We start from the raw sequence: 26,048 nt of genomic DNA, 5'->3' as shown, positions 1-26,048 counted from the left end.
CTTTTTATCTGCCCCTAACATGCGTGCACGGGCGGAGAGGAAACCTCTTCGCCCGTGCCAGTAATTACCCGTTCAAAGGGCGATTATTTTTTATCTTTCACTTCTTCAAACTCGGCGTCGACAACGTCGTCATCTTTCGCGTTGTTTGCAGAAGCATCAGCGCCTGCTGCGCCAGCCTGCTGCTGTGCGTGCTGCTGCTGAGCGATTTCCATCAGTTTCTGGGAAACCTGTGCCAGCGCCTGCATTTTCGCTTCGATATCTGCTTTGTCTTCGCCTTTCAGAGAAGTTTCCAGCGCGGTCAGTGCAGACTCGATGGCAGTTTTGTCATCAGCCGGCAGTTTGTCGCCTGCTTCTTCAACCTGCTTACGAGTGCTGTGCAGCAGATGGTCACCCTGGTTACGGGTCTGAACCAGCTCTTCAAACTTACGGTCAGATTCTGCGTTCGCTTCTGCTTCGCGAACCATTTTCTGAATTTCTTCTTCGTTCAGACCAGAAGAAGCCTTGATGGTGATCTTCTGCTCTTTACCGCTGTTTTTGTCTTTCGCGGAAACGTGCAGGATACCGTCGGCATCGATGTCAAAAGTCACTTCGATCTGCGGCATACCGCGCGGAGCCGGGCTGATACCATCCAGGTTAAATTGACCCAGATCTTTGTTATCAGCGGCACGTTTACGTTCACCCTGCAGCACGTGGATGGTTACCGCAGACTGGTTGTCTTCAGCGGTAGAGAACACCTGGCTGTGCTTGGTCGGGATAGTGGTGTTTTTCGCGATCAGTGGAGTCATTACGCCACCCATGGTTTCGATACCCAGAGACAGCGGGGTAACGTCCAGCAGCAGCACGTCTTTCACATCACCGGTCAATACACCACCCTGAACGGCAGCACCGATTGCCACTGCTTCGTCCGGGTTAACGTCTTTACGCGGCTCTTTACCGAAGAACTCAGCAACTTTCTTCTGTACCATCGGCATACGAGTCTGACCACCGACCAGGATAACGTCCTGAACGTCGGAAACAGACAGACCAGCGTCCTGCAGAGCGACTTTCAGCGGCTCGATAGAACGGTTAACCAGGTCTTCAACCAGGCTTTCCAGTTTCGCACGGGTCACTTTGATGTTCATGTGTTTCGGACCGGTCGCGTCTGCAGTGATGTACGGCAGGTTCACGTCGGTCTGCTGAGCGGAAGACAGTTCGATCTTCGCTTTCTCAGCGGCTTCTTTCAGACGCTGCATCGCCAGCGGGTCGTTACGCAGGTCGATACCCTGATCTTTCTTAAATTCGTCAACCAGGTAGTTGATCATACGGCTGTCGAAGTCTTCACCGCCCAGGTGGGTATCACCGTTGGTTGCCAGAACTTCGAAGGTTTTTTCGCCGTCAACTTCGTCGATTTCGATAATAGAGATATCGAAAGTACCACCACCGAGGTCATAAACCGCGATAGTACGGTTGCCGACTTCTTTATCCAGGCCGTAAGCCAGCGCGGCTGCTGTCGGTTCGTTGATGATACGTTTGACTTCCAGACCTGCGATACGACCGGCGTCTTTGGTTGCCTGACGCTGAGCATCGTTAAAGTATGCAGGTACGGTGATAACCGCTTCAGTTACCGGTTCACCCAGGTAATCTTCAGCCGTTTTCTTCATTTTTTTCAGCACTTCAGCAGAAATCTGCGGCGGTGCCATTTTCTGACCTTTTACGTCAATCCATGCATCACCGTTGTCAGCACCGATGATTTTGTACGGCATGATGGCTTCATCACGCTGTACTTCTTCGTCCTGGAAGCGGCGGCCAATCAGGCGTTTAATCGCAAACAGGGTGTTTTGCGGGTTTGTCACTGCCTGACGTTTAGCCGGCTGACCAACCAGAGTTTCACCATCCTGGGTATAAGCAATGATAGAAGGCGTGGTGCGATCGCCCTCGGCGTTCTCCAGCACACGTGCAGTAGTGCCATCCATAATCGCTACACAAGAGTTGGTAGTACCCAGGTCGATACCAATAATTTTACCCATCTAAACGTCTCCACTAAAAATTCGGTCATCATGTGGTTGTGAATCTGTAATAAGGGCGAAACGTGCGGTTTCAACTACCCTGAATCGTTTTTTTCAGACTCACCACTGCGGTTGTCTACAAGATGGGGTCGTAACCCACTTCATCAAGGGGGGAATGAAAATTTTTTTTAGCCTTGTGGCAATAAAATCACAGAAAAAAGGCTAAAAGATAAAAAATGAATAGTTGCCAACCAGAATTAATTCACACCAGCAATTAAATAAATAAAGCCATTCACATAAAAATTGTAATAAAAAGAAAAGATTACGAGCATGAATCATTTTTCCGACGGCGGTAAGATGGTCTGAAGTCACGCACTTTTGCAGCCGTCAAAGAGAAATCCCATGAAATCCTCGTTAACCCTTTCCGCCAGCCTGTTTATGGGCCTGCTGCTGAGCAGCGCCGCGCACGCTAACGATCATAAAGTTTTGGGTATGATTGCCATGCCCCGTAACGAAACCAACGATCTGACCCTAAAACTTCCCGTTTGTCGCGTGGTGAAACGCATTCAACTCACGGCCGATCATGGTGATTTACAGCTCAGTGGCGCATCTGTTTATTTCAAGGCTGCCCGCATGTCCAGCCAAAGTCTGAATGTGCCTTCCTCCATCAAAGAAGGGCAAACGACCAACTGGATCAACATTAATAGTGACAACGACAATAAGCGCTGCGTCAAAAAAATCACCTTCTCCGGCCATACGGTGAACTCCTCTGATATGGCGACGCTGAAAATCATCGGCGACGACTAATTCCGCACACTTTTATTCAGAGGCCATAGAAAACATGAATGTCACGTATTTGAATGACGACGACCTCGACTTTCTTCAGCATTGTAGTGAGGAGCAACTCGCCAATATTACCCGCCTGCTCACGCATAATGAAAAAGGGAAAGCCCGTCTGTCGAGCGTACTAAACCACAACGATTTATTTAAATCGATGGAAGGACACCCGGAACAACATCGCCGCAACTGGCAGCTGATTGCCGGCGAGCTTCAGCATTATGGCGGCGACAGCATTGCCAATAAACTCCGCGGCCATGGAAAACTGTATCGGGCGATTTTGCTGGATGTTTCGAAGCGTCTGAAGCTGAAAACCGACAAAGAGATGTCCACATTCGAAATTGAACAATATCTGCTGGAACACTTTTTACGTAATGCCTGGCAAAAAATGGATGCGGAACACAAGCGGACCTTTTTACAGGCCGTTGATGCAAAAGTCTCTGAACTGGAAGAACTTTTGCCACTATTAATGAAGGATCGTCATCTGGCGACAGGTGTATCTCACCTGCTCTCCAGCCAGCTTAGCAAGATCCTAAGAACACACGCCGCCGTCAGCGTCATCGGACACGGATTACTGCGTGGAGCCGGACTTGGCGGCCCGGTCGGCGCCGCATTAAACGGAGTTAAAGCGGTGAGCGGCAGCGCCTATCGCGTGACGATTCCGGCGGTACTTCAAATCGCCTGCCTGCGCAGAATGATCGCCCACGCGCAAGCGTGATGCCCATCACAGGGAAAATAATTCATTTTCCCTTCGTTAGATCATAGACAGTGCCCTCTCCCCTGATTATCATGCCGCGCCCCGAAGACTGCGATCGTTATTCGGGGAAACTATTTCACCATTCAATCAATGATGATTTTGAGGAATTATGGGCAACACTAAGTTGGCTAATCCGGCACCGCTGGGCCTGATGGGCTTTGGCATGACCACCATTCTGCTTAACCTGCACAACGCGGGTTTCTTCGCCTTTGACGTTATTATTCTGGCGATGGGCATTTTCTACGGCGGTATCGCGCAAATTTTTGCCGGTCTGCTGGAATATAAAAAAGGCAACACCTTCGGTTTAACCGCCTTTACCTCCTACGGTTCGTTCTGGCTGACGCTGGTTGCGATCCTGATCATGCCGAAAATGGGCCTGGCGGATGCAACCAATGGTCAGTTCCTGGGCGTGTATCTGGGTCTGTGGGGCGTCTTCACTCTGTTCATGTTCTTCGGCACGCTGAAAGCGGCTCGTGCGTTGCAGTTTGTCTTCCTGAGCCTGACGGTGCTGTTCGCGCTGCTGGCCGTTGGCAACATTGCTGGTAACGAAGCGATCATTCACGTTGCTGGCTGGGTTGGCTTAGTGTGTGGCGCAAGCGCCATTTACCTGGCGATGGGTGAAGTGCTGAACGAACAGTTTGGCCGTACCATCCTGCCGATTGGTGAAGCGCACTAATCTGACGTTATCCCCCCTGACGGGGGGATATTCCTTACAAGCGCTGTAACTCTGCCTGCACGTTCGAATCGCGATGATAAATATCCTGTCGCAGCCAAATTCCCAGACCTAACCCCACCAGCGATAGCGCCAGCACATACCAGGCCGGAGCCATTGGCGACACGCTCATTAACATCGTCACGGCGATTGGCGTCAGACCACCAAAAATGGCGTACGACACGTTGTAAGAGAAGGATATTCCGGTAAAGCGGACTTCCGCCGGAAACGCTCGAACCATGACATAAGGCACAGCCCCCACCACGCCAACGCACAACCCCACCAGCCCATACAACAGGAACAAGTGCTGAGGATGGCTGCCGGTCAGGTGATAGAAAAACCAGCTTGAACAGGCCAACAGCAGGCTGCCGACAATAAAGGTTTTGCTGGCGCCGACCCGGTCGACAATAAACCCGGCCAGCAGACAACCCACGCACAGCATAATAGTCGCGACACTGTTGGCTTGTAACGTCAACGCTGGCGCAAAGCCATACTGTTTCTGCAACCACACTGGCGACATCAGGATCACCACCACAATCCCGGCCGACAACAGCCAGGTCAGCAGCATGGAAATGACCACCGCTTTTTTATGTTTGCTCACCACCGACTTCACCGGTAGCTCTTGCGCCAGCGCTTTACGTTGCTGCATTTCGAGGAATATAGGCGTCTCCTGCAGCCAGCGGCGCAGGTACATTGCCACCAGCCCAAACACGCCCCCCAGCAGGAATGGAATACGCCAGCCGTAGTCATGCACCGCCTGCTGCGTCAGGCTGGTGTTCACCAGCGTCGCAACTACCGACCCCAGCAGAATTCCCACCGTCAGCCCGGCGGTTAGCGTGCCACAGGCAATGCCGATGCGGCGCTCCGGTACGTGCTCGGCCACGAACACCCACGCGCCCGGCACTTCTCCGCCGATGGCAGCGCCTTGCAAAATGCGCATCAGCAGTAACAGCAGCGGCGCGAGGATCCCCATTGAGGCGTAAGTAGGCAATAGCCCAATCGCCAGCGTTGGTATCGCCATCAGCAAAATGCTCAGGGTAAACATTTTCTTGCGCCCGACCAGATCGCCAAAGTGCGCCATGATAATGCCACCCAGCGGACGCGCCAGATATCCGGCGGCAAAAATGCCGAAGGTTTGCACCTGGCGTAGCCATTCAGGGATGTCTGCCGGAAAGAAGAGTTCGCCAACAACAGCGGCAAAGAAGACGAAGATAATGAAATCATAAAACTCAAGCGCACCGCCGAGGGCAGCAAGCGTAAGGGTTTTATAATCCTGGCGATTCAGCGGTCGAGTGTGTTGTGACATAGCAAACCATGAGTCAGTGGAGTAATTGAATCTGTCTGTCGATATATGTAAAGCAAAAATTACTATATCGTAAACAATTCAATACTCCACTATCATCGTCATTTATGTCACGATCGCGCCACCTTCAGGGATTTGTATCGCGAATTGCGCTTTTAGGACGAAAAGATGCTACAACAGCCGGTGCGGTTTCCACATACGGCCCATCCAACAACTGTATACAATACGGTACACTTGCAAAAATACCCGGTACGATAACTTTACCGTCGGCATCTTTCACACCTTCCAGCGTTTCTTTGATCGACTTCGGCTGTCCAGGCAGATTCAGGATCAGCGCCTGCTTGCGAATCACGCCAACCTGGCGGGAGAGAATAGCCGTTGGCACAAAATGCAGGCTTATCTGGCGCATCTGCTCGCCAAAGCCCGGCATCTGGCGGTCGGCTACGGCCAGCGTGGCATCAGGCGTCACGTCGCGACGGGCCGGACCCGTTCCGCCGGTAGTCAGTACCAGATGACAGCTCATTTCATCCACCAGCTCGCATAAGGTCTGTTCGATGATCGCCTGTTCATCCGGGATCAACCGCGTTTGCAGCTCAAAAGGGGTGGTAAGGGCAGACGCCAGCCACTCTTCAAGGGCCGGGATACCTTTATCCTGGTAAACGCCGCTGGAAGCACGGTCAGAAATGGAAACCAGGCCAATGCGTAAAGTATTCATGATTATTCCGTTTAAACAGTCTCGTTAAACAGAATGATACACTGCGAAGGGAAGGACAGACAGGTTTCAGAAGAGGTAGCGTGACCCATATCAGGGCCACGCGCTAATGATTACAGCAGATCGCCGATCATTTTTTCCAGTTTACCCTGGTCTACAGCAAACTTACGGATACCGTCCGCCAGTTTGTCTACAGCCATCGGATCCTGGTTGTGCTGCCACAGGAACTCAGCTTCAGTGATGCGTGCAGGGCGCGCTTTCACTTCGCCGGAGAAGGACAGTTTACGTTCGATAGCGCCTTCGCTTTCCGCCAGCTCTTTCAGCAGTGCCGGTGCAATCGTCAGACGATCGCAGCCTGCCAGCTCAATGATTTCGCCAATGTTACGGAAGCTCGCACCCATCACCACAGTTTCGTAACCGTGTTGTTTGTAGTACTCGTAGATTTCCGTTACGGAAACCACACCCGGATCTTCTGCCGGTGCATACTCTTTTTTGTCGGTGTTGGCTTTGTACCAGTCAAGAATACGGCCAACGAACGGAGAAATCAGGTATACGCCAGCTTCTGCACATGCACGCGCCTGCGCGAAGGAGAACAGCAGAGTCAGGTTACAGTTGATGCCTTCTTTTTCCAACTGCTCAGCGGCACGGATGCCCTGCCAGGTTGAAGCCAGTTTGATCAGAATGCGATCGTTGCTGATGCCAGCATCGTTGTACATTTTGATCAGGCGTTTTGCTTTTGCGATAGACGCGTCGGTGTCGTAGGACAGACGAGCGTCAACTTCAGTGGAGATACGACCCGGGACCAGTTTCAGGATCTCCAGACCGATATTTACTGCCAGTTTGTCGGTCGCGTCGACGACCTGCTGCGCACGGTCGTTGCTCTGCTGCTTAGCCCAGGCTACAGCGTCATCAATCAGCTTGCGGTATTCCGGGATCTGCGCTGCGTTAAGAATGAGAGAAGGGTTAGTTGTGGCATCCTGAGGCTGATACAGCTTCATTGCCGCGATGTCTCCGGTGTCGGCCACTACTGTGGTGAACTGACGAAGGGAGGTCAATTTGTCCGTCATGATAGCGATTCTCTTTAAACAGCTTGTTAGGGGGATGTAACCGATCTTCCCTGATGATAGCACGACGCACTCTCAGCGCAACCGCCTGGATTCTCCGACCAGCCGCTCAGCCCTGATTACGCATCTCAAAGCCCGAGATGCGCAATTAAGGATATAACGATTGTTATGATAAACTCCCGCAATCAATCACCTTTCAAGGTATATACTGGTCGATTATTGGTAGCGCTTACACGGAAATCCTCGCGCTAACCGGCATCAACAAGAGGGATGTTAATGCCTGATTTTTTCTCATTTATTAATGAAATACTCTGGGGTTCGGTGATGATCTACCTCCTGCTTGGCGCAGGATGTTGGTTCACCTGGCGTACAGGGTTCGTTCAGTTTCGCTACATTCGCCAGTTTGGCAAAAGTCTTAAAAATAGCATCAGCCCGCAGCCGGGCGGTTTAACTTCCTTTCAGGCTTTATGCACCAGTCTTGCCGCACGAATCGGTAGCGGCAATCTGGCAGGCGTGGCGTTGGCGATTGCCGCCGGCGGCGCGGGAGCCGTTTTCTGGATGTGGGTTTCGGCGGTTATTGGCATGGCAACGTCATTTGCCGAGTGCTCGCTTGCCCAACTGTACAAAGAACGCGACAACAAGGGACAGTTTCGCGGCGGTCCTGCGTGGTATATGGCGCGTGGGCTGGGCATGCGCTGGATGGGCGTGCTTTTTGCCATCTTTTTACTCATTGCCTACGGGCTGATTTTTAACAGCGTTCAGGCAAATTCAGTCTCTCGTGCGCTAACCTTTGCGTTTGATATCCCTCCCCTCTTCTCCGGTATCACCCTGGCAATCGTGTCATTGCTGGCAATCGTCGGCGGCATTAAAGGCGTTGCCCGCCTGATGCAATGGTTCGTTCCGATGATGGCTCTGCTGTGGGTCGGTTGCAGTATCATCATCTGCCTTTGGCATTTCGGGCAGCTTCCCGGCATTATCATGACCATTATAAAAAGCGCTTTCGGCTGGCAGGAGGCCGCGGCCGGTGCCGCCGGGTATACGCTAAGCCAGGCCATTGCCAGCGGCTTTCAACGCGGTATGTTTTCTAATGAGGCCGGGATGGGATCAACCCCGAATGCCGCCGCCTCGGCAGCGTCCTGGCCCCCGCATCCGGCGGCACAAGGCATTGTGCAAATGATCGGAGTATTAGTTGATACGCTGATTCTCTGTACCGCCAGCGCGATGATCGTTCTGTTGGCAGGCAATGGCACCAGCTATGTGCCAATGGAAGGCATCCAACTGCTTCAGAAAGCGATGGTAACGCTCACGGGGGAATGGGGAGCCGGATTTGTGGCTTTCATTGTGATTCTGTTTGCCTTTAGCTCTATCGTCGCCAACTACATCTACGCGGAAAATAACCTGGTTTTCCTGAAGATGGACAACATGCGCGTCATCTGGCTATTACGGATCGCCACCGTTAGCACCGTGGTCGGCGGAACGTTAATCAGTGTCCCGCTGGTCTGGCAATTGGCCGACATCATTATGGCCTGTATGGCCATCACTAACCTGACGGCGATTTTGCTGCTTTCTCCAGTTGTACATACCATCGCCAGCGACTATCTGCGCCAGCGTAAACTCGGGGTGCGCCCGCAATTCGATCCGCGCCGTTATCCTGATATCAGACAACAGCTTGCGCCCGAAAGCTGGGATGAAACGCCGCGCGAATAGCGCGGCAATCGCAACCATCGATCAATTCAGTCGTTTTTTTTGCTAAAGTCGCAGTAAATTTCCTGCAAGGACTGGATATGCTGATTCTGATTTCACCTGCAAAAACGCTCGACTACCAAAGTCCGCTGGCAACGACACGTCATACGTTGCCCGAACTGCTGGATCACTCCCAGCAGCTGATTCACGTGGCGCGCCAGCTCTCTGCCCCGCAGATTGGCAAGCTGATGGGGATTAGCGACAAGCTGGCGGATCTGAATGCCACGCGTTTCCATGACTGGCAGCCTGACTTCACGCCGGAAAACGCGCGCCAGGCCATTCTGGCGTTTAAAGGCGACGTGTATACCGGGCTGCAGGCTGAAACCTTCAGTGAGGCGGATTTCGACTTCGCTCAGCAGCATTTACGCATGTTGTCCGGGCTTTACGGCGTTTTGCGTCCGCTGGATTTGATGCAGCCTTACCGTCTGGAAATGGGCATTCGCCTGGCCAATGCGAAGGGTAAAGATCTCTACCAGTTCTGGGGAGATATCATCACCGATAAACTTAATGAAGCACTTGAAGCGCAAGGCGACAGCGTGGTGATTAACCTCGCCTCGGATGAGTATTTTAAATCCGTGAAGCCGAAAAAGCTCAACGCAGAGCTTATCAAACCGGTCTTCCTTGATGAGAAGAACGGCAAGTTCAAAGTCATCAGCTTCTATGCCAAAAAAGCGCGCGGCCTGATGAGTCGCTACATTATTGAGAATCGCTTAACGCAGCCAGAACAACTGACCGCTTTTAACAGCGAAGGTTATTTCTTTGATGAAGAAGCGTCAGGGAATGGCGAACTGGTGTTTAAACGCCACGAGCAGTAGCGTACATGCCGGATAGCGGGGCCCGCTAAGCAAAGCGCCAGCGGGCACCACCGTTAACCGCGAGTCATCATCAGCTTACGCAGCGCAGCAAAATCAGCAGGCAGGTGATGAGAAAGCAGCGGCAGGTCCGCGCGCTCCGCCAGCTCTTTTGGCAGAGCCAGCTTCAGGTCAAGAATCTCTTCAACGCTTTCTTTAAACTTCGCCGGATGCGCAGTACCGAGGAACAGGCCGTACTCGCCAGGGTTCAACTGGTCGCGCAGCGCACGGTACGCCACCGCCGCATGCGGTTCTGAGGTGTACCCCATCTCATGCAGCTCACGCATCGTATCCTGCGTCGTAGCATCATCAACGGCAGCATAACCCAGCTCATTCAGGCGCCAGATTTTACGGCGGAACAGTTCTTCCACGCGCGGCCAGTTGTTCGGCTGGCTGACATCCATCGCATTCGACAACGTCGCCTGAGTCGCTTTCGGTGCCCACTCACCTTGTGCAAGGAAACGCGGAACCGTATCGTTGACGTTGGTCGCCGCAATAAAACGTTTCACCGGCAAGCCCAGCGATTTCGCCAACAGCCCGGCGGTTAAATCGCCAAAGTTACCGCTGGGAACGGAGATTACCAGTTGATTACGCGCCTCTTGCGGCAGTTGGGCCACGGCCTCAAAGTAATAACAGATTTGCGCCAGCAGACGGCTGATGTTGATCGAGTTAGCCGAGTTCAGCCCCAGAGCCGTCTTCAGTTCTTCGTCATCAAACGCCTGTTTCACCAGCGCCTGGCAGGCATCAAAATCGCCATCAATTGCTACGGTTTCAATATTGCCGCCCAGCGTACAGAACAGTTTTTCCTGTAATGGGCTGATCTTGCCGTTGGGGTAGAGGATTACCACGCGCACATTTTTCAGGCCATAAAAGGCATGTGCGACCGCCGCCCCAGTGTCTCCGGAGGTCGCCGTCAGAATGGTGACCGGTTTGTCGCCGCTGATATGCGTCAGCATCTGCGCCATAAAGCGACCGCCAAAGTCTTTAAATGCAAGCGTTGGGCCGTGGAACAGTTCCAGACAGCCGACATCCGCGGCAACCTGAGCAACCGGCGCCGGGAAGGCAAACGCCGCGCGCACGCGCTCTTCCAGAATTTCCTGAGGGATCTCATCCCCGATAAATGCGGAAAGGATCTTCGCGCTGCGGCTAACGAAATCCAGGTCCAGCATCTCATCAACTTCAGTCAGATTGAATTCCGGCAAATCGTGCGGAAAAAACAATCCCTGATTCTTGCCAAGCCCTTGCGTGACGGCCTGCGCAAAGCTGACCTGTTCGTTGTGATCTTTCAGATTATACAGTTTCATTGATTATCCCAGTACCCGTGCGCCCGCCGTGTCCAACCGGCAAATATGAACAAAGCCTTCCTGATTTTGCAGATAATTTTTCCCCAGCCAATCTGCTACGCGCTGCGCTGTATCCGGCTTATCGCACAAGGCAAACAGCGTCGGCCCCGACCCGGAGATACCGCTGGCCAGCGCGCCGATTTCCGCTACCGCCTGACGCGCCTGGCTAAAGCCTGGCAGCAAGCGGGTACGGTACGGCTCAGCAATGACATCTTTCATCAGCTTCGCAGCAAGCCCAGGCTGACGGGAATAGCAGGCATGAATAAATCCAGCCAGATGTCGCCCGTGGGCGATACAGTCCTGACGGCGATACTGCGCAGGTAAAATCGCCCGTGCTTCTGCCGTTGACACTTTAATCCCCGGATACGCCAGTACCCACAGCCACTCATCAAAGCCTGGCACCTGCTGGCTGATAATGCCGTTTTCTTCGATCATTAACTGCATGCCGCCCAAAAAGCACGGGGCGACGTTATCGTAATGAATACTGCCGGAGATACGCCCTTCCAGCTCGCCCATTATCGCTAACAGGCGCGTATCGTTGAGCGGCTTACCGCAGTGTTCGTTCATAGCGACTAACGCCGCCACGACGGAACAGGCGCTGGAGCCTAACCCGGAGCCAATTGGCATATTTTTTTCCAGCGTCATTGCCACCGGAACGCTTTTACCTAGCTCCTGACAGAATCGCTCCCAGCACTGGTAGACAATATTTTCTCGCGGCTCAGGCGGCAGTTTGTTGGCAAAGCGCCCGAGGTTGTTCAGGCTGAAATGGTCGGCCGCTTCAACGGACACCACATCTCCCAACAGCGAACCGTCCACCGGGGTTACCGCCGCGCCGAGCACATCAAACCCGACGCTCATATTGGCACTGGAAGCCGGGGCATAAACTCTCACCATGTCAGACTCCTAACTTCCATGAAAGGGTGCGTAGCAGGTCGGCAAAGACGCCCGCCGCCGTCACATCGTTACCCGCGCCGTATCCGCGCAGAACCAACGGTAACGGCTGATAGTAGTGGCTATAGAATGCCAGCGCGTTTTCACCGTTTTTCACTTTGAACAGCGGATCGTTGCCGTCCACTGCATCAATTTTCACGCGACAAACGCCGTCCTCTTCAATATTGCCAACATAGCGCAATACTTTCCCCTCATCACGGGCTTTCGCCACGCGCGCGGCAAAGGCGTCGTCCAGTTGCGACAATTTCGCCATAAACGCGGAAACATCACCAGAATCATCAAACTCTTTTGGCAGGACCGGCTCAATGACAATGTCAGAAAGCTCCAGCTCACGACCGGTTTCACGGGCCAGGATCAGCAGCTTACGCGCCACGTCCGTACCGGAAAGATCGTCACGCGGATCGGGTTCGGTATAGCCCAGTTCACGCGCCATTGTGGTGGCCTGGGAGAAGCTCATGCCTTCATCCAGCTTGCCGAAAATAAACGACAGCGAACCGGAAAGAATGCCTGAGAATCGTTGCAGTTCATCGCCCGCGCTGAGCAGATTTTGCAAGTTTTCAATAACCGGCAAGCCCGCGCCCACGTTGGTGTCGTACAGGAATTTACGACGCGACTTCGCCGCGGCAAAACGCAACTGATGGTAGTAATCCATCGACGACGTGTTGGCCTTCTTGTTCGGCGTGACCACATGGAAGCCTTCGCGCAGAAAGTCAGCATACTGATCCGCCACTGCCTGACTTGAGGTACAGTCGACAATCACCGGGTTGAGCAGATGATATTCTTTCACCAGACGAATGAGGCGCCCAAGGTTGAATGGCTCTTTCGCGCTTTCCAGCTCCGTCTGCCAGTTTTCCAGATTCAAACCGTGGACGTTGGTCAGCAGAGCCTTCGAATTCGCCACCCCGCACACACGCAGATCGATATGCTTCTTTTTGAGCCAGGTCTGCTGACGTTTAAGCTGTTCCAGCAGCGCACCGCCCACTCCGCCTACGCCAATCACAAACACTTCAATCACCTGGTCGGTGTTGAACAGCATCTGATGGGTAACGCGTACGCCGGTGGTCGCGTCATCGTTGTTCACTACCACCGAAATAGAACGCTCAGAAGACCCCTGGGCGATCGCCACGATGTTGATGTTCGCACGAGCCAGCGCGGCAAAGAATTTCGCCGAGATGCCGCGCAGCGTGCGCATACCATCGCCAACGACGGAGATGATAGCCAGTCGCTCAGTCACCGCCAGCGGCTCCAGCAGGCCTTCTTTCAGTTCGAGATAGAATTCATCCTGCATGGCGCGCTGCGCACGCGCGCAGTCGCCCTGTGGGACGCAGAAACTGATGCTGTATTCAGAAGAGGATTGGGTGATCAGCACGACCGAGATGCCCGCACGCGACATCGCGGCGAAAACGCGCGCCGCCATACCCACCATGCCTTTCATCCCAGGGCCGGAGACGCTAAACATCGCCATATTATTGAGGTTAGAAATGCCTTTTACCGGCAAATCGTCGTCATCACTGCTGGCACCGATCAACGTACCGGGCGCTTGCGGATTACCGGTATTTTTAATCAGGCACGGGATCTGGAACTGAGCAATAGGGGTAATGGTGCGCGGGTGCAGAACTTTGGCGCCGAAGTAAGAAAGCTCCATCGCTTCCTGATAAGACATCGACTTCAGCAGCCGGGCGTCGGGTACCTGACGCGGATCGCAGGTATATACGCCGTCAACATCGGTCCAGATCTCACAACAATCAGCGCGCAAACAGGCGGCCAGTACGGCGGCAGAGTAGTCAGAGCCATTACGCCCCAGCACCACTAATTCACCTTTCTCATTCCCGGCAGTAAATCCGGCCATCAGAATCATATGGTCAGCAGGAATACGGCTGGCGGCAATACGGCGCGTGGATTCGGCGATATCAACGGTAGATTCGAGGTAATGGCCTACTGCCAGCAATTTCTCCACCGGGTCAATGACCGTCACGTTGTGCCCGCGCGCTTCCAGCAGGCCTGCCATGATGGCGATCGACATTTTTTCACCACGGCAGATAAGCGCGGCATTGATACTGTCCGGGCACTGTCCCAGCAGGCTGATACCGTGCAGGACGTGCTTAATCTGGGCAAATTCTTGTTCAACAAAGGCTTTGAGCGGAGCCAGCGGGAAACCCGGCTGTGCGGCGGCCAGACCCACCAGCAGTTCAGAGAAAATGCGTTCGGCGTCGCTGATGTTGGCTAAAGCATCCTGACCACCGATGGTCTTTTCAATCATCGCCACCAGATGGTTGGTAATTTTTGCGGGGGCAGAGAGTACGGTCGCGACCTGCCCCTGTCTGGCATTGCTTTCCAAAATATCGGCAACCCGCAGAAAGCGCTCTGCATTTGCCACTGATGTACCGCCGAACTTCAACACTCGCATGGTTTACCTCATTGCCTTTGGTCGAAAAAAAAGCCCGCACTGTTTAGGTGCGGGCTTTTTCTTGTGTTTCCTGTACGCGTCAGCCCGCACCGTTACCTGTGGTAATGGTGATGGTTGTGGTAATAGTGATGCTGATGCGTTTCATGATGTTGTGTGCTCTGTAATTATTATCTGTCTGTGCTGTATTCTTTTAGGGTTAAAGTATCTGCTGACCTAAGTCAATAAATTTTTAAATTGATCACATTCCGAAACTTGTTCACGAGCGACTGCTTGCCCTTTTACTTTCAACCAAAACAGCATGTTTTCCCCACTTGAAGCCAGAATAAAAAACCACATAACAAAAACTACTCGAAATTTTATTTTGTGATGTTTTTTTCTATATCATGTAAAAAACGGTGCAACATTGCCGTGTCTCGCTGCCCTAACAGACCCATTCGCTGTTGCAGCCAGTCCGTCAGCTTGATGTCGTCAGAAACGTTCAGCGTGGCTAATAAACGTAAAACGCGCGCACGCAATGCCTGTAGCTGAAGCTCATCCGTCACCTCACTATTTTTAGCCGGTTGTTGTATTAAACCTGCTAATTGATAGCAATACACCATCACCGCCTGTCCCAAATTGAGTGAGGGATAGTCAGCCACCATAGGTACACCGGTGAGCACATCCGCCAGAGCCAATTCTTCGTTGGTCAGCCCCGAATCCTCGCGACCAAAAACCAGTGCGGCGTGTTCCATCCACGTTGATTTTTCCTGCAACAGGGGAACCAGTTCGACCGGCGTGGCGTAATAATGAAACTTCGCCCGGCTGCGCGCGGTGGTCGCGACGGTAAAATCCACGTCGTGGAGCGCCTCCGCTAACGTTGGAAAAACGTTAATATTATCAATAATATCGCCCGAACCATGCGCAACCCATCGCGTAGCGGGTTCCAGGTGGGCTTCGCTGTCAACGATCCGTAATTGGGTGAACCCCATAGTCTTCATAGCGCGGGCAGCCGCGCCGATATTTTCCGCTCTGGCGGGGGCAACCAGAATAATTGTTAAACGCATTTCGATACTCTTTTTGGCCAGTCTGCAAGGGATTATGTGACGTAGGTCAACATATTACGCTGCGCGAATTTACATATTTTTAACAGAAATCACTGAAAAAGCATTTCACATACGTTAAAAAATGCTAAACTATTTCCAGGCTGTACTATTGCTTTTTATGTTAACAAAAGTTGCATATCCCTCTGTTTATCCATGATAATTTAATTTAAAATGGATCGCACTGGTTGGATTCATTACATTTATTAATTTGCTCGTGCAACTAGTTGTAATATTGCAATTTTGTGATGAAAGCAAACATTTGGATACGTTGATTTCATCAAACTGTTAACGTGCTACAATTGAACTTGATATATGTCAACGAAGCGTAGTTTTATTGGGTGTCCGGCATGTCTTAGCCTGTTATGTTGCTGTTAAAATGGTTAGGATGACAGCCGTTTTTGACACTGTCGGGTCCAGAGGGAAACTACCCACGACCAAGCTAATGATGTTGTTGACGTTGATGGAAAGTGCATCAAGAACGCAATTACGTACTTTAGTCATGTTACGCCGATCATGTTAATTTACGGCATGCATCAGGCAGGTCAGGGACTTTTGTACTTCCTGTTTCGATTTAGTTGGCAATTTAGGTAGCAAACATGCAGACCCCGCACATTCTTATCGTTGAAGACGAGTTAGTAACACGCAACACGTTGAAAAGCATTTTCGAAGCAGAAGGCTATGATGTATTCGAAGCGACAGATGGCGCGGAAATGCATCAGATTCTCTCTGAATATGACATCAACCTTGTGATTATGGATATCAATCTGCCTGGGAAAAATGGCCTGCTGTTAGCGCGCGAACTCCGCGAACAAGCTAACGTTGCGCTGATGTTCCTGACGGGCCGTGATAACGAAGTCGATAAAATTCTCGGCCTCGAAATCGGCGCAGACGATTACATCACCAAGCCGTTTAACCCGCGCGAACTGACTATCCGTGCTCGTAACCTGCTGTCCCGTACCATGAACCTTGGTACTGTCAGCGAAGAACGCCGTAGCGTCGAAAGCTACAAGTTCAATGGCTGGGAGCTGGACATCAACAGCCGCTCTCTGATTGGTCCTGACGGCGAGCAGTATAAACTGCCGCGCAGCGAATTCCGTGCCATGCTTCACTTCTGTGAGAATCCGGGCAAAATCCAGTCTCGCGCAGAACTGCTGAAAAAAATGACCGGTCGCGAACTGAAGCCGCATGACCGTACCGTTGACGTGACGATCCGCCGCATTCGTAAACATTTCGAATCAACGCCGGATACGCCAGAAATCATCGCCACCATTCACGGTGAAGGCTACCGTTTCTGCGGCGACCTGCAGGATTAATTCAATTCTGATGGGTAAAAAAAACGGCGCTTTATGCGCCGTTTTTCATTTCTCTACGGGTCTATTTCCATAAGCGAAACGCGTCACTCTGCTCAGGCTGAGATGCCGGAAGTTCTGACGGTTTTGGTTTTGGCTGCGCCAGCGAGTGCCAGTCAAGATGACGCGTCAGGAACATCACCCCACACAGCGCAAACAACAGCACGCCGGTACCCAGCAGTAAAGAGCTATCCTGTGAACGCAGCAGCACCCACATCACGCCATCCAGCGCCAGCAGCGCCACGGTGAACAAAATACTGTTCCGCCAGCCCTGCAATATCGCCTGCAGATACACCCCGTTCATTAACGCGCCAACCAGGCTTGCCGTTATCCACGCCGCCGTAAAACCAATGTGTTCTGACAGCGCCAGCAGAAGCAGATAAAACATCACCAGCGATAACCCCACCAGCAGATACTGCATCGGGTGCAGACGCAGACTGGTCATGCTCTCAAGCACGAAGAAAGACATAAAGGTCAGCACAATCAGCAGGATGGCATATTTTGTTGCCCTGTCCGTTAACTGATACTGATCTGCTGGCGTGGCGACGGCGACGCTAAACGCAGGCATGCCCTCCCAGCCAATTTTTTCGCCATCAAAGCGCTCGCCGAGGTTATTGGCAAACCAGCTGCTTTGCCACTGGGCCTTGAATCCTGATTCACTGATTTCGCGCTTAGCCGGAAGAAAGTCCCCAAGAAAGTTGGGATGCGGCCAGTTGCTGGTTAAGGTCATTTCACTGTTACGCCCAACCGGTACGACGGAGAAATCGCCGGTACCGCTCAAATTGAGCGACAACACCAGGCTCAGATTTTGCTCCGCCCAGCTCGCGTCAGGTAGCGGAATGTGAATTCCCTGCGCACGTCCATCCAACCCCGTCCCCGGCTCAACGACCAGCGACGTGCCATTGACCTGTGGCGCTTTTACCACGCCAATCCCGCGCGCATCACCCACACCAACTACAATAAACGGTTTGCCGACGCTGACGTTGGGATGGTTTAAATCGCTCAAGCGCTCGGCGTTAAACTCGGCCTTCACCGAAACATCGTTGTGCCAGACCTGGCCTTCATAAATACCGATTTTACGCGCTTCTACGTTCTGATTCCCCTCAACGACCAACGACTCCGGCAGCCAGAAATGGATATAGCTGCGTTTACGCTGGACCTCTTTGCCCTCCTCCAGCGAGGTATAAAGTTCTGTCACCGGAACGGCAATCAGCGGCCCTACCATCTTTTGCGGCCCGCTGGTGCTCTGACGGATAGCATCTTCGACGTCATCACGATAATCCGATCGCTCAACGATTATCTGCCTGACCATCGTCAGCGGAATTAACAGCAGCAGTATTGCGCCACCTAAGGTGACGATTTTCCAAAACAGGGGGGATTTAAACATAGCGTTCTCCTTTGCAATATCAGCAAGGTAGAACAGCTATGTGCGGAGAATTTGAAGTTATGTGAAGTGACGGTGAAGCGTAAACAGAGCCTGTACGCCCCCTTCCGGTCGGTTAGACAATGTCACCGTACCTGCGTGAAGTCGCGCAACTTCGCTGACAAACGCCAGCCCCAAACCGCTGCTCTTATGCCCATTCTCACGGGGCAGCGAGTAAAAGCGCTCAAAAATACGCGGTAACGCAAAGTCGGGGATCCCGCTGCCACTGTCGATGACCTGCAACGTGACCCGCTCCTCCTGCTGATGCGAACTCAGCGTAATCGTCCCGTCCTGCGGCGTGAAGTCGATCGCGTTGTCGAGCAAATTCCCCAATGCCTGCTCCAGTAACGCAGGGTCGGCGGCGACGCTAAGCGATGAAGGTATAATGGTCAGCGTGATGTTTTTTGCCGCCAGTTGCACGCTGCGTGCCTCTTTAAGCTGAGCAAACAGCGCGTCTACTGCCACCGCCATCAACGTTATGTCCTGTCGATTCTCCAGTCGCGCCTGACGTAGCAGAGTTTCGACCAACGCCTGCATGCGCGCATTTTGCGTCAGAATATTATCGGTAAAGCGCGCAACCACGTTCGGCGGCGGACCTTCGCGCAAAATTTCAGCTGCGCCACGGATGGCCGCCAGCGGACTTTTCAGCTCGTGCGTTAACGCGTAGACATATTGCTCAATGTAGTTTTTGCCCTCAAGCTTCAGACGCATACTTTCCAGCGCCTGCGCCAGTTTACGTAGCTCGCTGCTGCCTAAATCAGGCAGTGGGACGGGGCGATTCTCAGTAACGGAGTCGGCATAGCGCGCCAGCCGGGCAATAGAGCGGTTTATCCACCATACCATCCCGACGCCAATCACTAAGGCAATGCCCAGTAATACGGCGCTGGCCCACAGCATCCGCCGTTCACTGCGTTTAATCACCGGCGCCATCGCCGCATTCGGTTTACCGACGCTAAGCACGCCGATAATACGCCCGCCGTCAACGATCGGCGCGGCAACGTACATCACCGAACTTTCCGGATCGTTCGGGTTTTGCGGCGTACTGCGGGCGCCATATTGCCCACGCAGGGTTAACCACACGTCGTTCCAGCGGGAATAGTCCTGACCGACGGCCTGGTTGGCGGAATCAAACAATACCTTGCCCTGCGCGTCGGTCATGTAGACATGGTATTCGTTACGAACTTTGTTAATGCCGCTGATATTGGCGCTGAATGGACGGTTATGCAGCTGCGAAAATGCCTGCGCCAGCTTGCCGTTGGCGGGAGAGTCAGAGAGCAAGTCATCGTGAGCCAGCGCGGCCAGCAGCGTGGCGGTATCAATCAAGGTGCCTTCGGTCGCCCGGCGAACACCTGGCTTAATTTCCTGCACAAAGATCGACAAAACGAACCAGGCGGCGACGGCAACTATCAGAAAATAGCCGAGCAGCAAACGCATGCCAATGCGCATCAGACGCTCCTCAGGCTGTATCCCATACCGCGATGCGTATTGATAGGGGAAAACTCGGGGTTGATAGCCCGCAGCTTGGCGCGCAGCGTTTTGATGTGGGTATCGACCGTTCTGTCGAAGGTATCCTGCGCATCGGCCCAGACTAAATCCATCAACTGCTGGCGAGAGTAAATACGCCCCGGCGACATCAGCAGCGTTTTCAGCAACAGAAACTCATAGCGCGTCAGGTTTAACGGCCTGCCAAACCAGGTTATCTGCGCGGCCAGTTCATTAAGCTCAAACTCCCCACAGCGCGTCATTGATGAAGGAGCGGAGAATTTCTGCACCCGCCGCAGGAGCGTACGCACGCGGGCGCACACCTCGCGCGGAGAGAAAGGCTTGGCAACATAGTCATCCGCGCCGATTTCCAGCCCCAGCAGGCGATCCACTTCATCGCTGCGCGCGGTCAAAAACAGGATCGGCAACGCCGGATGACGCTCCAGCAGACGTCGGCATAGTTCAAAGCCGCTGATATCGGGTAGACCGACATCCAGAACGATCGCATCAGGACAGCGCTGGCGAGATTTTTCCAGCACCGGTAACCCGCGCTCAAACGCTTCCACGCTAAAACCTTCCTGCGACAGCATGTAGATAAGCGTATCGGCGATGCCCTGCTCATCCTCAACTAACCAGATCAACGGCTGTTGCATTTTGCTTCCTTGTTATTGCCGCCACGGCATGATGGGCACCGCGCTGATGGCATTTTTGGGCGATCCATCGACCACTTTATCTGAATAGGCCAGATAGGCCAGCGCATTACGTTTCGCGTCGTAAAAACGCACGACCTGTAAGGATTTAAACACCAGCGAGGTACGTTTTTTAAACACCACTTCGCCCTGCGCTTTGCCGTTCTTGATTCTGTCGCTCAGTTCTACCGGCCCTACCTGCTGGCAGGAGATGGCGGCATCGGAGGTATCTTCCGCCAGCCCCAGTCCACCTTTGATGCCGCCGGTCTTCGCCCGGCTCACGTAGCACGTCACGTTGGTCACATCCGGATCGTCAAACGCTTCGACCACAATTTTATGATCCGGCCCAAACATTTTGAAAACCGTATCGACAGATCCAATCTGCTCCGCGTGGGCGACCTGCGCCAACATCAGCAGAATTGAGGAAATGATTAAGCTCTTATATTTCATATTGTTACCATTCTTAAAAGTTACTCTGTGTAATTATTCGACATTTTAAGATAAAACGTATACAGATCACAGGATTACAATAATCACGCTTTCGTATGTCCGAAAAAAGCATTTATGAGCAAAAAAAACACTGAATGCTAAAACAGCAAAAAATGCTATTATCCACATACCTGACGTCAGGTACTCGTTGTTGAAAGGATGAGGATATTTTATGGATCAGGCTGGCATTATTCGCGACCTATTAATCTGGCTGGAAGGTCATCTGGATCAGCCTTTGTCGCTTGACAATGTGGCGGCAAAAGCAGGCTATTCCAAGTGGCACCTGCAGAGAATGTTTAAGGACGTGACGGGCCATGCTATTGGCGCCTACATCCGCGCCCGTCGTTTATCAAAATCTGCAGTGGCGCTGCGCCTGACTGCGCGCCCAATTTTGGATATTGCGCTGCAATATCGCTTTGACTCTCAACAAACCTTTACCCGCGCGTTCAAGAAACAGTTTTCCCAGACGCCTGCGCTGTATCGCCGTTCCCCGGAATGGAGCGCGTTCGGTATTCGCCCGCCAATGCGACTGGGTGAATTTACGATGCCTGCGCACGAGTTCGTTACGCTGGAAGATACGCAACTGCTTGGCACCACGCAAAGCTATTCCTGCTCGCTGGAACAGATTTCAGATTTCCGGCATGAAATGCGTATTCAGTTCTGGCGCGACTTCCTTGCTCATGCCCCTTCAATCCCGCCGGTGCTGTACGGGCTGAACGAAACGCGTCCTAGCATTGAAAAAGATGACGAGCAGGAAGTGTTTTACACCACGGCACTGACGCCGGAACAAGCCAATGGCTATGTGCCGTCGGCGCAGCCTATCCTGTTACAGGGCGGCGAGTACGTGATGTTTACCTATGAAGGGCTGGGGACCGGCGTGCAGGAGTTTATCCTGACAGTCTACGGCACATGCATGCCGATGCTGAACCTGACGCGCCGTAAAGGGCAAGATATCGAGCGATACTACCCGGCAGAAGATGCCAAAGCGGGAGATCGCCCGATCAACCTGCGCTGCGAATTCCTGATTCCGATTCGCCGCTAGCGCTGCAGTTCATCCAACGCAGGGGCATCCAGATGAGAAATGTCCCCTGCCGTTTCAACCACCCATCCCGGCGCCAGCCATAAGCTTTCCTGGTAATCGACGCGAGAAATAGAACAGTTGCGCAGACGCAGGCGACGTTCAGCCCAGGCCGGTAACCCCAAAATCGTACTCACCAGGCAACCCAGCGCGATACCGTGGCTGACCAGCAGTGGACGACTTCCCGGCGGCAGCTCCAGACAGGATGCCAGCGCCGCGTTGACGCGATCGCTCAGCTCCTGCATCGATTCCCCTTCCGGAATACGACCATCCACCGTACCGTTCACCAACTGGCGACGCCAGCCCTCTTCCTCCGGCGTCAGCGTATCGATATGACGCTGCTCCAGCACGCCCATATTCAGCTCACGCAGACGAGAATCATAGGTGATATCACAGCCACAGGCCTGGGCGATGATTTCTGCGGTGCGTCGTGTACGACCTAAATCGCTACTGATGACATGCGTAATTCCAAACGAGCGGGCGCGTTCTCCCACCTGCATGGCTTGCTGTTCACCTTTAGCGGTCAGTGGGCTGTCTGACTGGCCTTGAATACGTCGCTCGGCGTTCCACTGCGTTTCGCCATGGCGAACAAGGTATACCTGTAACATGCTTTTTTTCCGTTATATACTCGTCATACTTTGAGTAGACTCTGCGATGAATTTTCAAACTGAGCTTAATTATGCACAAGGTTATCTCTGCGACCACCAATCCTGCCAAAATTCAGGCAATTCTGCGGGCATTTGAAGAGATTTTCGGGGAAGGATCCTGCCATATTGAACCCGTCGCCGTCGAGAGTGGCGTGCCGGAACAACCTTTCGGAAGCCAGGAAACGCGCACTGGCGCACGAAATCGCGTTGATAACGCGCGCCGCCTGCACCCGCAGGCTGATTTCTGGGTCGCTATTGAAGCGGGTATTGACGATGACGCCACCTTCAGTTGGGTGGTGATTGATAACGGCATCCAGCGTGGAGAAGCCCGTTCAGCCACACTGCCATTGCCAGCTGTCATTCTCGACAGAGTCCGCCAGGGTGAAGCGCTCGGCCCGGTGATGTCGGACTATACGGGTATTGATGAGATTGGCCGTAAAGAGGGCGCAATCGGCGTCTTTACCGCGGGTAAGCTGACGCGCTCGAGCGTCTACCACCAGGCAGTGATTCTGGCGCTCAGCCCATTTCATAACGCGGTGTATCGGTAATGATTTGCGCTACGTTGTAGGCCTGATAAGCACAGCGCCATCAGGCATTTCGCGGCGATGTTGCCGGATGGCGGCTTCGCCTTATCCGGCCTACGACGAATCAGCCGTTTTTGAGTAACACCAGCTCCAGCCAGTGACGCAGATCCACCGGTGCGGATTTGAGGCTGTTCGACCCCCGCGTAATGGTGGCGATCCCCGCTCCAAGCTCGTTTTTAAGCTCGCGCTGGCTCATCTCGCCACGCAGCAGCTCTTCAATGATACGCACACGCGTGCCCAACGCTTCGCGCTCATCCGGCGTTAACATCAAATTGAGCAGGGGCAGGTGTAAATCTTGTTCATAGGCGTGTTTAAGCAGATCGACAAAACGTAACCACTCCTGGTGACGCTGTTCTGCCATCTCTGCTGAATAGGGTGATTGCTGAGTCATAAGTTATCGCCATCGTTGCGGGGGGAAGCGTGCGTGCTTCCCCCTTTTGTACTCTTTAACGAGTACGATAGCATAACACAACCGACGCGATCAGTAACGACGTTGCCATTCTGCGTCGCTCATCAACTCCGGTTTATCACCGAGGAAATAGCGGTAGTACGCATCGTAAGCCAACACGTTCTTCACGTAACCACGCGTCTCTGAGAATGGAATGCTCTCGACAAACGCGACGGCATCAATCCGGCCCGCGCTATTGCCAAGCCAGGTGCGAACGCGCCCCGGTCCGGCGTTATAGGCCGCCGACGCAAAAATGCGGTTATTACCGAATTGCTGGTAAACATACTGCAAATAGCTGGTACCAATGTTGATGTTGGTATCAGGATCCAGTAGCTGGCTCGGGCTGCTGTAACCCGGAATCGAGAACATTTTCACCGTATGCGTCGCCGTGCCTGGCATAATCTGCATCAGTCCGCTGGCGCCGACCGGCGATTTCACTTTCGGGTTCCAGGCGCTTTCCTGACGCGCTATCGCCATCGCATAGCTCGGCTGAATATCCTTGCCGCTGGTGTAACGGGTAAACAGATCCTTGTAGGCCAGCGGGAAGCGCTCTTCCAGATGATCCCACAGCTTACCGGCGATCGTCGCCTGCACGCTCAGATCCCACCAGTGATTATTGAACGCGTAACGCGCCAGTTGAGCCTGCTCAGACTTAGTGCGGCTGGTGACCAGATTCGCCCATTCACTGCGCGCGGTATTATCCATGTTCCAGTACATCAGCTCGCGTACGCGCGCCATTTCCGGGCCCTGAGTTAACGCTGAGTCAACGTTGGCTGGGGCTTTATCCACTTTCAACTCATACTCTTCGCCCAGACGCTGTGCCGCCACCATCGGATAGAATCCGCGCTGCTGCATGAGCTGATGCAGGATCTCTTTGGCTTCCGCTTCACGTCCGCGCTCCAGCAGCAGATCCGCCTGCCAGTAGCGCCACTCATCTTTTTCTTTTGCTTCCATTGGCAGACGCGCCAGCCAGGTATTCAGGCCACGACGATCGCCAGTTCCCAGCGCCATGCGCACGCGGCGCTCCACAAGCGAGGTGGAATTCGAACGCATAATGGCGTCATCGCGCCATTTGGCCTGCTCGTCGGTGACGTCGTTGCCCATCAAACGCCAGGCAACAATGTCGCGCAGCTCCTGAGTTTGCTCGTCATTCAACTGCTGTGCTTGTGTCAGAGACGGGATCATCAGGCGGGCATTCTCCACATCCTGACGCGCCACGCTGGCAAAGGCCACCGCTGCCATCTGTCGGGTGAAATCCGTGGCGCCAGTAGTGCGAGCAAAGGTCATCACCGAATTTGGATCGTTGGCCAGCGCAATGATCGCCGAAGCGATAGTTTGATATTGCGCGGGCATCTGTCCGGCCAACGCGGTGACCAGTCCGGTATTCCCGGCTTTCATCGCCAGACGAATACGTTCCAGATACGCCAGCGGATCCTGGGTGCCTGAGGCGCGCCATACGCCGAATAATTTGTCACAAGCGTTCGGCTGGCTTTTCCCGGTCAACCACAGTTCTTTCGCGCCCTGCCAGGCTTCTTCGGTTTGCCCGGTGCTCCATTTCGCAAAGTAATAGTTACATTGCGCTTCCGTGGTACCCGGTTTTTCCGGACTGAATGCCAGCAGTCCACGCCAGTCTTCCCGTCGCGCCAGTTCATTCACGAAACGTGATTGCAGAGTACGCGCTGGGGGCAGCGTCGGGTTGGCGCGCACAAAATTGGTGACGGTAATGGTCGGCTGATTCATCAGATCGTCCGTAATCTGACGATATTCCAGATAAGGATACAGAGGATAGCTCTTCAGGCCGGGCATCATCTGCTCGACTACATCCATCTGTCGGTTATCCCAGGCCTGCTTAATTTGCGCATAGCGATTGCGCTGCTCATCCAGGGAATCGGCTCGCGCCACTTGACTGACCGTCAGCAGACATACGCTGGCCGCCAGCAGGCGCCAGGTAAATTGATTGGCTTTGTCCACAAGCTCTTCCTCTTCTCATGTTACGTCTGTGCAGCATCATGCCGCTTAATTCATTCATGCTAACCAGACATTGCAGAATGCGCCACGTCACGGACACTTTTTTACTTTTGTTGCGAGTGAGATCTGCTGGCTGGGATTGAG

The 26,048-nt window shown here is 53.3% G+C and carries 25 protein-coding genes and 1 other annotated feature; of the genes, 8 read left to right on the top strand and 17 right to left on the bottom strand.

Translation table 11 applies throughout. The annotated features are described in order from the left end of the window. Positions 1-83: 83 nt before the first annotated feature. Complete coding sequence (dnaK, locus tag OGV80_RS04715) at positions 84-2,006, bottom strand: molecular chaperone DnaK (RefSeq protein WP_003829739.1); 1,923 nt, start codon at positions 2,004-2,006, stop codon at positions 84-86. A gap of 381 nt (positions 2,007-2,387) precedes the next feature. On the opposite strand from dnaK, the gene OGV80_RS04710 reads away from it, so the two are divergent. The 3 genes from OGV80_RS04710 (at position 2,388) to satP (ending at position 4,255) form a co-directional block, all read left to right on the top strand. Beyond that, complete coding sequence (locus tag OGV80_RS04710) at positions 2,388-2,792, top strand: DUF2541 family protein (RefSeq protein ID WP_043018362.1); 405 nt, start codon at positions 2,388-2,390, stop codon at positions 2,790-2,792. A gap of 34 nt (positions 2,793-2,826) precedes the next feature. Beyond that, a complete protein-coding gene (gene msyB, locus OGV80_RS04705; RefSeq protein WP_043018361.1) occupies positions 2,827-3,540 on the top strand; it encodes an acidic protein MsyB in 714 nt (237 codons plus the stop codon). Positions 3,541-3,688: 148 nt separating this feature from the next. Further along, positions 3,689-4,255: an acetate uptake transporter gene (gene satP, locus OGV80_RS04700; protein WP_006686623.1), complete on the top strand. Its 567-nt coding sequence runs from the start codon at positions 3,689-3,691 to the stop codon at positions 4,253-4,255. A 34-nt stretch (positions 4,256-4,289) separates the two neighbouring features. On the opposite strand, the gene OGV80_RS04695 is transcribed toward satP, so the two are convergent. The 3 genes from OGV80_RS04695 to tal form a co-directional block, all read right to left on the bottom strand. Beyond that, a complete protein-coding gene (locus OGV80_RS04695; protein ID WP_043018360.1) occupies positions 4,290-5,597 on the bottom strand; it encodes an MFS transporter in 1,308 nt (435 codons plus the stop codon). Between the two features lie 124 nt (positions 5,598-5,721). Next, on the bottom strand, positions 5,722-6,309 hold the full coding sequence (gene mog, locus OGV80_RS04690) for a molybdopterin adenylyltransferase (protein WP_043018359.1): 588 nt from the start codon (positions 6,307-6,309) through the stop codon (positions 5,722-5,724). A 110-nt stretch (positions 6,310-6,419) separates the two neighbouring features. Then, entirely contained in the window at positions 6,420-7,373 is a 954-nt protein-coding gene (gene tal / locus OGV80_RS04685; RefSeq protein WP_016151631.1) for a transaldolase, read from the bottom strand. A gap of 273 nt (positions 7,374-7,646) precedes the next feature. On the opposite strand from tal, the gene OGV80_RS04680 reads away from it, so the two are divergent. Then, complete coding sequence (locus OGV80_RS04680; protein ID WP_193145976.1) at positions 7,647-9,077, top strand: alanine/glycine:cation symporter family protein; 1,431 nt, start codon at positions 7,647-7,649, stop codon at positions 9,075-9,077. Between the two features lie 77 nt (positions 9,078-9,154). Continuing rightward, the gene (gene yaaA, locus OGV80_RS04675; protein ID WP_043018357.1) at positions 9,155-9,928 is read left to right on the top strand and encodes a peroxide stress protein YaaA; all 774 of its coding nucleotides are present in this window, start codon (positions 9,155-9,157) and stop codon (positions 9,926-9,928) included. Positions 9,929-9,981: 53 nt separating this feature from the next. Here the strand turns inward: yaaA and thrC are convergent, their stop codons facing one another. From thrC to yjjY, 6 genes are all read right to left on the bottom strand, one after another. Continuing rightward, positions 9,982-11,268 (bottom strand): threonine synthase, encoded by a 1,287-nt coding sequence (thrC, locus tag OGV80_RS04670; RefSeq protein WP_047406341.1) that lies wholly within the window; start codon positions 11,266-11,268, stop codon positions 9,982-9,984. Between the two features lie 3 nt (positions 11,269-11,271). After that, entirely contained in the window at positions 11,272-12,201 is a 930-nt protein-coding gene (gene thrB, locus OGV80_RS04665) for a homoserine kinase (RefSeq protein ID WP_016155645.1), read from the bottom strand. Between the two features lies 1 nt (position 12,202). Then, entirely contained in the window at positions 12,203-14,665 is a 2,463-nt protein-coding gene (gene thrA, locus OGV80_RS04660) for a bifunctional aspartate kinase/homoserine dehydrogenase I (RefSeq protein WP_043018355.1), read from the bottom strand. Between the two features lie 23 nt (positions 14,666-14,688). Continuing rightward, positions 14,689-14,815: a sequence feature (Thr leader region), on the bottom strand. Further along, entirely contained in the window at positions 14,745-14,810 is a 66-nt protein-coding gene (gene thrL / locus OGV80_RS04655; RefSeq protein WP_032337689.1) for a thr operon leader peptide, read from the bottom strand. Its footprint overlaps the feature before it by 66 nt. Before the next feature lie 206 nt (positions 14,816-15,021). Then, complete coding sequence (locus OGV80_RS04650) at positions 15,022-15,708, bottom strand: tRNA/rRNA methyltransferase (RefSeq protein ID WP_043018354.1); 687 nt, start codon at positions 15,706-15,708, stop codon at positions 15,022-15,024. 399 nt (positions 15,709-16,107) lie between these two features. Then, positions 16,108-16,248: a YjjY family protein gene (yjjY, locus tag OGV80_RS04645; protein ID WP_042998021.1), complete on the bottom strand. Its 141-nt coding sequence runs from the start codon at positions 16,246-16,248 to the stop codon at positions 16,108-16,110. Positions 16,249-16,343: 95 nt separating this feature from the next. Here yjjY and arcA point away from each other — a divergent pair, with 95 nt between their 5' ends. Beyond that, positions 16,344-17,060, top strand: a complete 717-nt coding sequence (gene arcA / locus OGV80_RS04640) for a two-component system response regulator ArcA (protein ID WP_001194359.1) — start codon at positions 16,344-16,346, stop codon at positions 17,058-17,060. Between the two features lie 61 nt (positions 17,061-17,121). Here the strand turns inward: arcA and creD are convergent, their stop codons facing one another. Genes creD through creA form a run of 4 tightly spaced genes read right to left on the bottom strand, consistent with a single transcriptional unit; the run spans position 17,122 to position 21,140 of the window. After that, on the bottom strand, positions 17,122-18,483 hold the full coding sequence (gene creD / locus OGV80_RS04635) for a cell envelope integrity protein CreD (RefSeq protein ID WP_181634097.1): 1,362 nt from the start codon (positions 18,481-18,483) through the stop codon (positions 17,122-17,124). A 57-nt stretch (positions 18,484-18,540) separates the two neighbouring features. After that, on the bottom strand, positions 18,541-19,965 hold the full coding sequence (creC, locus tag OGV80_RS04630; RefSeq protein WP_286513837.1) for a two-component system sensor histidine kinase CreC: 1,425 nt from the start codon (positions 19,963-19,965) through the stop codon (positions 18,541-18,543). Further along, on the bottom strand, positions 19,965-20,654 hold the full coding sequence (gene creB, locus OGV80_RS04625) for a two-component system response regulator CreB (RefSeq protein WP_043018351.1): 690 nt from the start codon (positions 20,652-20,654) through the stop codon (positions 19,965-19,967). The genes creC and creB overlap by 1 nt, the downstream gene beginning before the upstream one ends. A gap of 12 nt (positions 20,655-20,666) precedes the next feature. Next, entirely contained in the window at positions 20,667-21,140 is a 474-nt protein-coding gene (gene creA, locus OGV80_RS04620) for a protein CreA (protein ID WP_043018350.1), read from the bottom strand. 211 nt (positions 21,141-21,351) lie between these two features. Between creA and robA the strand changes: the two genes are divergently transcribed. Beyond that, a complete protein-coding gene (gene robA, locus OGV80_RS04615; protein WP_043018349.1) occupies positions 21,352-22,221 on the top strand; it encodes an MDR efflux pump AcrAB transcriptional activator RobA in 870 nt (289 codons plus the stop codon). Here robA and gpmB read toward each other — a convergent pair. Beyond that, complete coding sequence (gene gpmB, locus OGV80_RS04610; RefSeq protein WP_005123948.1) at positions 22,218-22,865, bottom strand: 2,3-diphosphoglycerate-dependent phosphoglycerate mutase GpmB; 648 nt, start codon at positions 22,863-22,865, stop codon at positions 22,218-22,220. The genes robA and gpmB overlap by 4 nt on opposite strands. A 71-nt stretch (positions 22,866-22,936) precedes the next feature. Between gpmB and yjjX the strand changes: the two genes are divergently transcribed. After that, positions 22,937-23,452, top strand: coding sequence for an inosine/xanthosine triphosphatase (yjjX, locus tag OGV80_RS04605; RefSeq protein ID WP_087052206.1), 516 nt, complete (start codon positions 22,937-22,939; stop codon positions 23,450-23,452). A 100-nt stretch (positions 23,453-23,552) separates the two neighbouring features. Here the strand turns inward: yjjX and trpR are convergent, their stop codons facing one another. Further along, on the bottom strand, positions 23,553-23,879 hold the full coding sequence (gene trpR, locus OGV80_RS04600; protein WP_087052207.1) for a trp operon repressor: 327 nt from the start codon (positions 23,877-23,879) through the stop codon (positions 23,553-23,555). 90 nt (positions 23,880-23,969) lie between these two features. Beyond that, on the bottom strand, positions 23,970-25,907 hold the full coding sequence (gene sltY, locus OGV80_RS04595; RefSeq protein WP_047406357.1) for a murein transglycosylase: 1,938 nt from the start codon (positions 25,905-25,907) through the stop codon (positions 23,970-23,972). Positions 25,908-26,048 lie beyond the last annotated feature (141 nt).

The organism is Citrobacter sp. Ce119 (genome assembly GCF_030334525.1).
Lineage (GTDB): Bacteria > Pseudomonadota > Gammaproteobacteria > Enterobacterales > Enterobacteriaceae > Citrobacter > Citrobacter europaeus.
Note: the sequence above shows the minus strand (reverse complement) of the source record. Positions and strands in the feature narration are given on the sequence as shown.

Bases quoted from the DNA above. Each gene is read 5' to 3' on its own strand.
- OGV80_RS04650 (WP_043018354.1), bottom strand. From the start codon at position 15,708: ATGCGTTTAACAATTATTCTGGTTGCCCCCGCCAGAGCGGAAAATATC.
- tal (WP_016151631.1), bottom strand. From the start codon at position 7,373: ATGACGGACAAATTGACCTCCCTTCGTCAGTTCACCACAGTAGTGGCC.
- yaaA (WP_043018357.1), top strand. From the start codon at position 9,155: ATGCTGATTCTGATTTCACCTGCAAAAACGCTCGACTACCAAAGTCCG.
- trpR (WP_087052207.1), bottom strand. From the start codon at position 23,879: ATGACTCAGCAATCACCCTATTCAGCAGAGATGGCAGAACAGCGTCAC.
- arcA (WP_001194359.1), top strand. From the start codon at position 16,344: ATGCAGACCCCGCACATTCTTATCGTTGAAGACGAGTTAGTAACACGC.
- creD (WP_181634097.1), bottom strand. From the start codon at position 18,483: ATGTTTAAATCCCCCCTGTTTTGGAAAATCGTCACCTTAGGTGGCGCA.
- thrB (WP_016155645.1), bottom strand. From the start codon at position 12,201: ATGGTGAGAGTTTATGCCCCGGCTTCCAGTGCCAATATGAGCGTCGGG.
- creB (WP_043018351.1), bottom strand. From the start codon at position 20,654: ATGCAACAGCCGTTGATCTGGTTAGTTGAGGATGAGCAGGGCATCGCC.
- OGV80_RS04710 (WP_043018362.1), top strand. From the start codon at position 2,388: ATGAAATCCTCGTTAACCCTTTCCGCCAGCCTGTTTATGGGCCTGCTG.
- yjjY (WP_042998021.1), bottom strand. From the start codon at position 16,248: ATGACTAAAGTACGTAATTGCGTTCTTGATGCACTTTCCATCAACGTC.
- mog (WP_043018359.1), bottom strand. From the start codon at position 6,309: ATGAATACTTTACGCATTGGCCTGGTTTCCATTTCTGACCGTGCTTCC.
- thrC (WP_047406341.1), bottom strand. From the start codon at position 11,268: ATGAAACTGTATAATCTGAAAGATCACAACGAACAGGTCAGCTTTGCG.
- OGV80_RS04695 (WP_043018360.1), bottom strand. From the start codon at position 5,597: ATGTCACAACACACTCGACCGCTGAATCGCCAGGATTATAAAACCCTT.
- creA (WP_043018350.1), bottom strand. From the start codon at position 21,140: ATGAAATATAAGAGCTTAATCATTTCCTCAATTCTGCTGATGTTGGCG.
- yjjX (WP_087052206.1), top strand. From the start codon at position 22,937: ATGCACAAGGTTATCTCTGCGACCACCAATCCTGCCAAAATTCAGGCA.
- thrA (WP_043018355.1), bottom strand. From the start codon at position 14,665: ATGCGAGTGTTGAAGTTCGGCGGTACATCAGTGGCAAATGCAGAGCGC.
- msyB (WP_043018361.1), top strand. From the start codon at position 2,827: ATGAATGTCACGTATTTGAATGACGACGACCTCGACTTTCTTCAGCAT.
- satP (WP_006686623.1), top strand. From the start codon at position 3,689: ATGGGCAACACTAAGTTGGCTAATCCGGCACCGCTGGGCCTGATGGGC.
- creC (WP_286513837.1), bottom strand. From the start codon at position 19,965: ATGCGCATTGGCATGCGTTTGCTGCTCGGCTATTTTCTGATAGTTGCC.
- robA (WP_043018349.1), top strand. From the start codon at position 21,352: ATGGATCAGGCTGGCATTATTCGCGACCTATTAATCTGGCTGGAAGGT.
- gpmB (WP_005123948.1), bottom strand. From the start codon at position 22,865: ATGTTACAGGTATACCTTGTTCGCCATGGCGAAACGCAGTGGAACGCC.
- OGV80_RS04680 (WP_193145976.1), top strand. From the start codon at position 7,647: ATGCCTGATTTTTTCTCATTTATTAATGAAATACTCTGGGGTTCGGTG.
- dnaK (WP_003829739.1), bottom strand. From the start codon at position 2,006: ATGGGTAAAATTATTGGTATCGACCTGGGTACTACCAACTCTTGTGTA.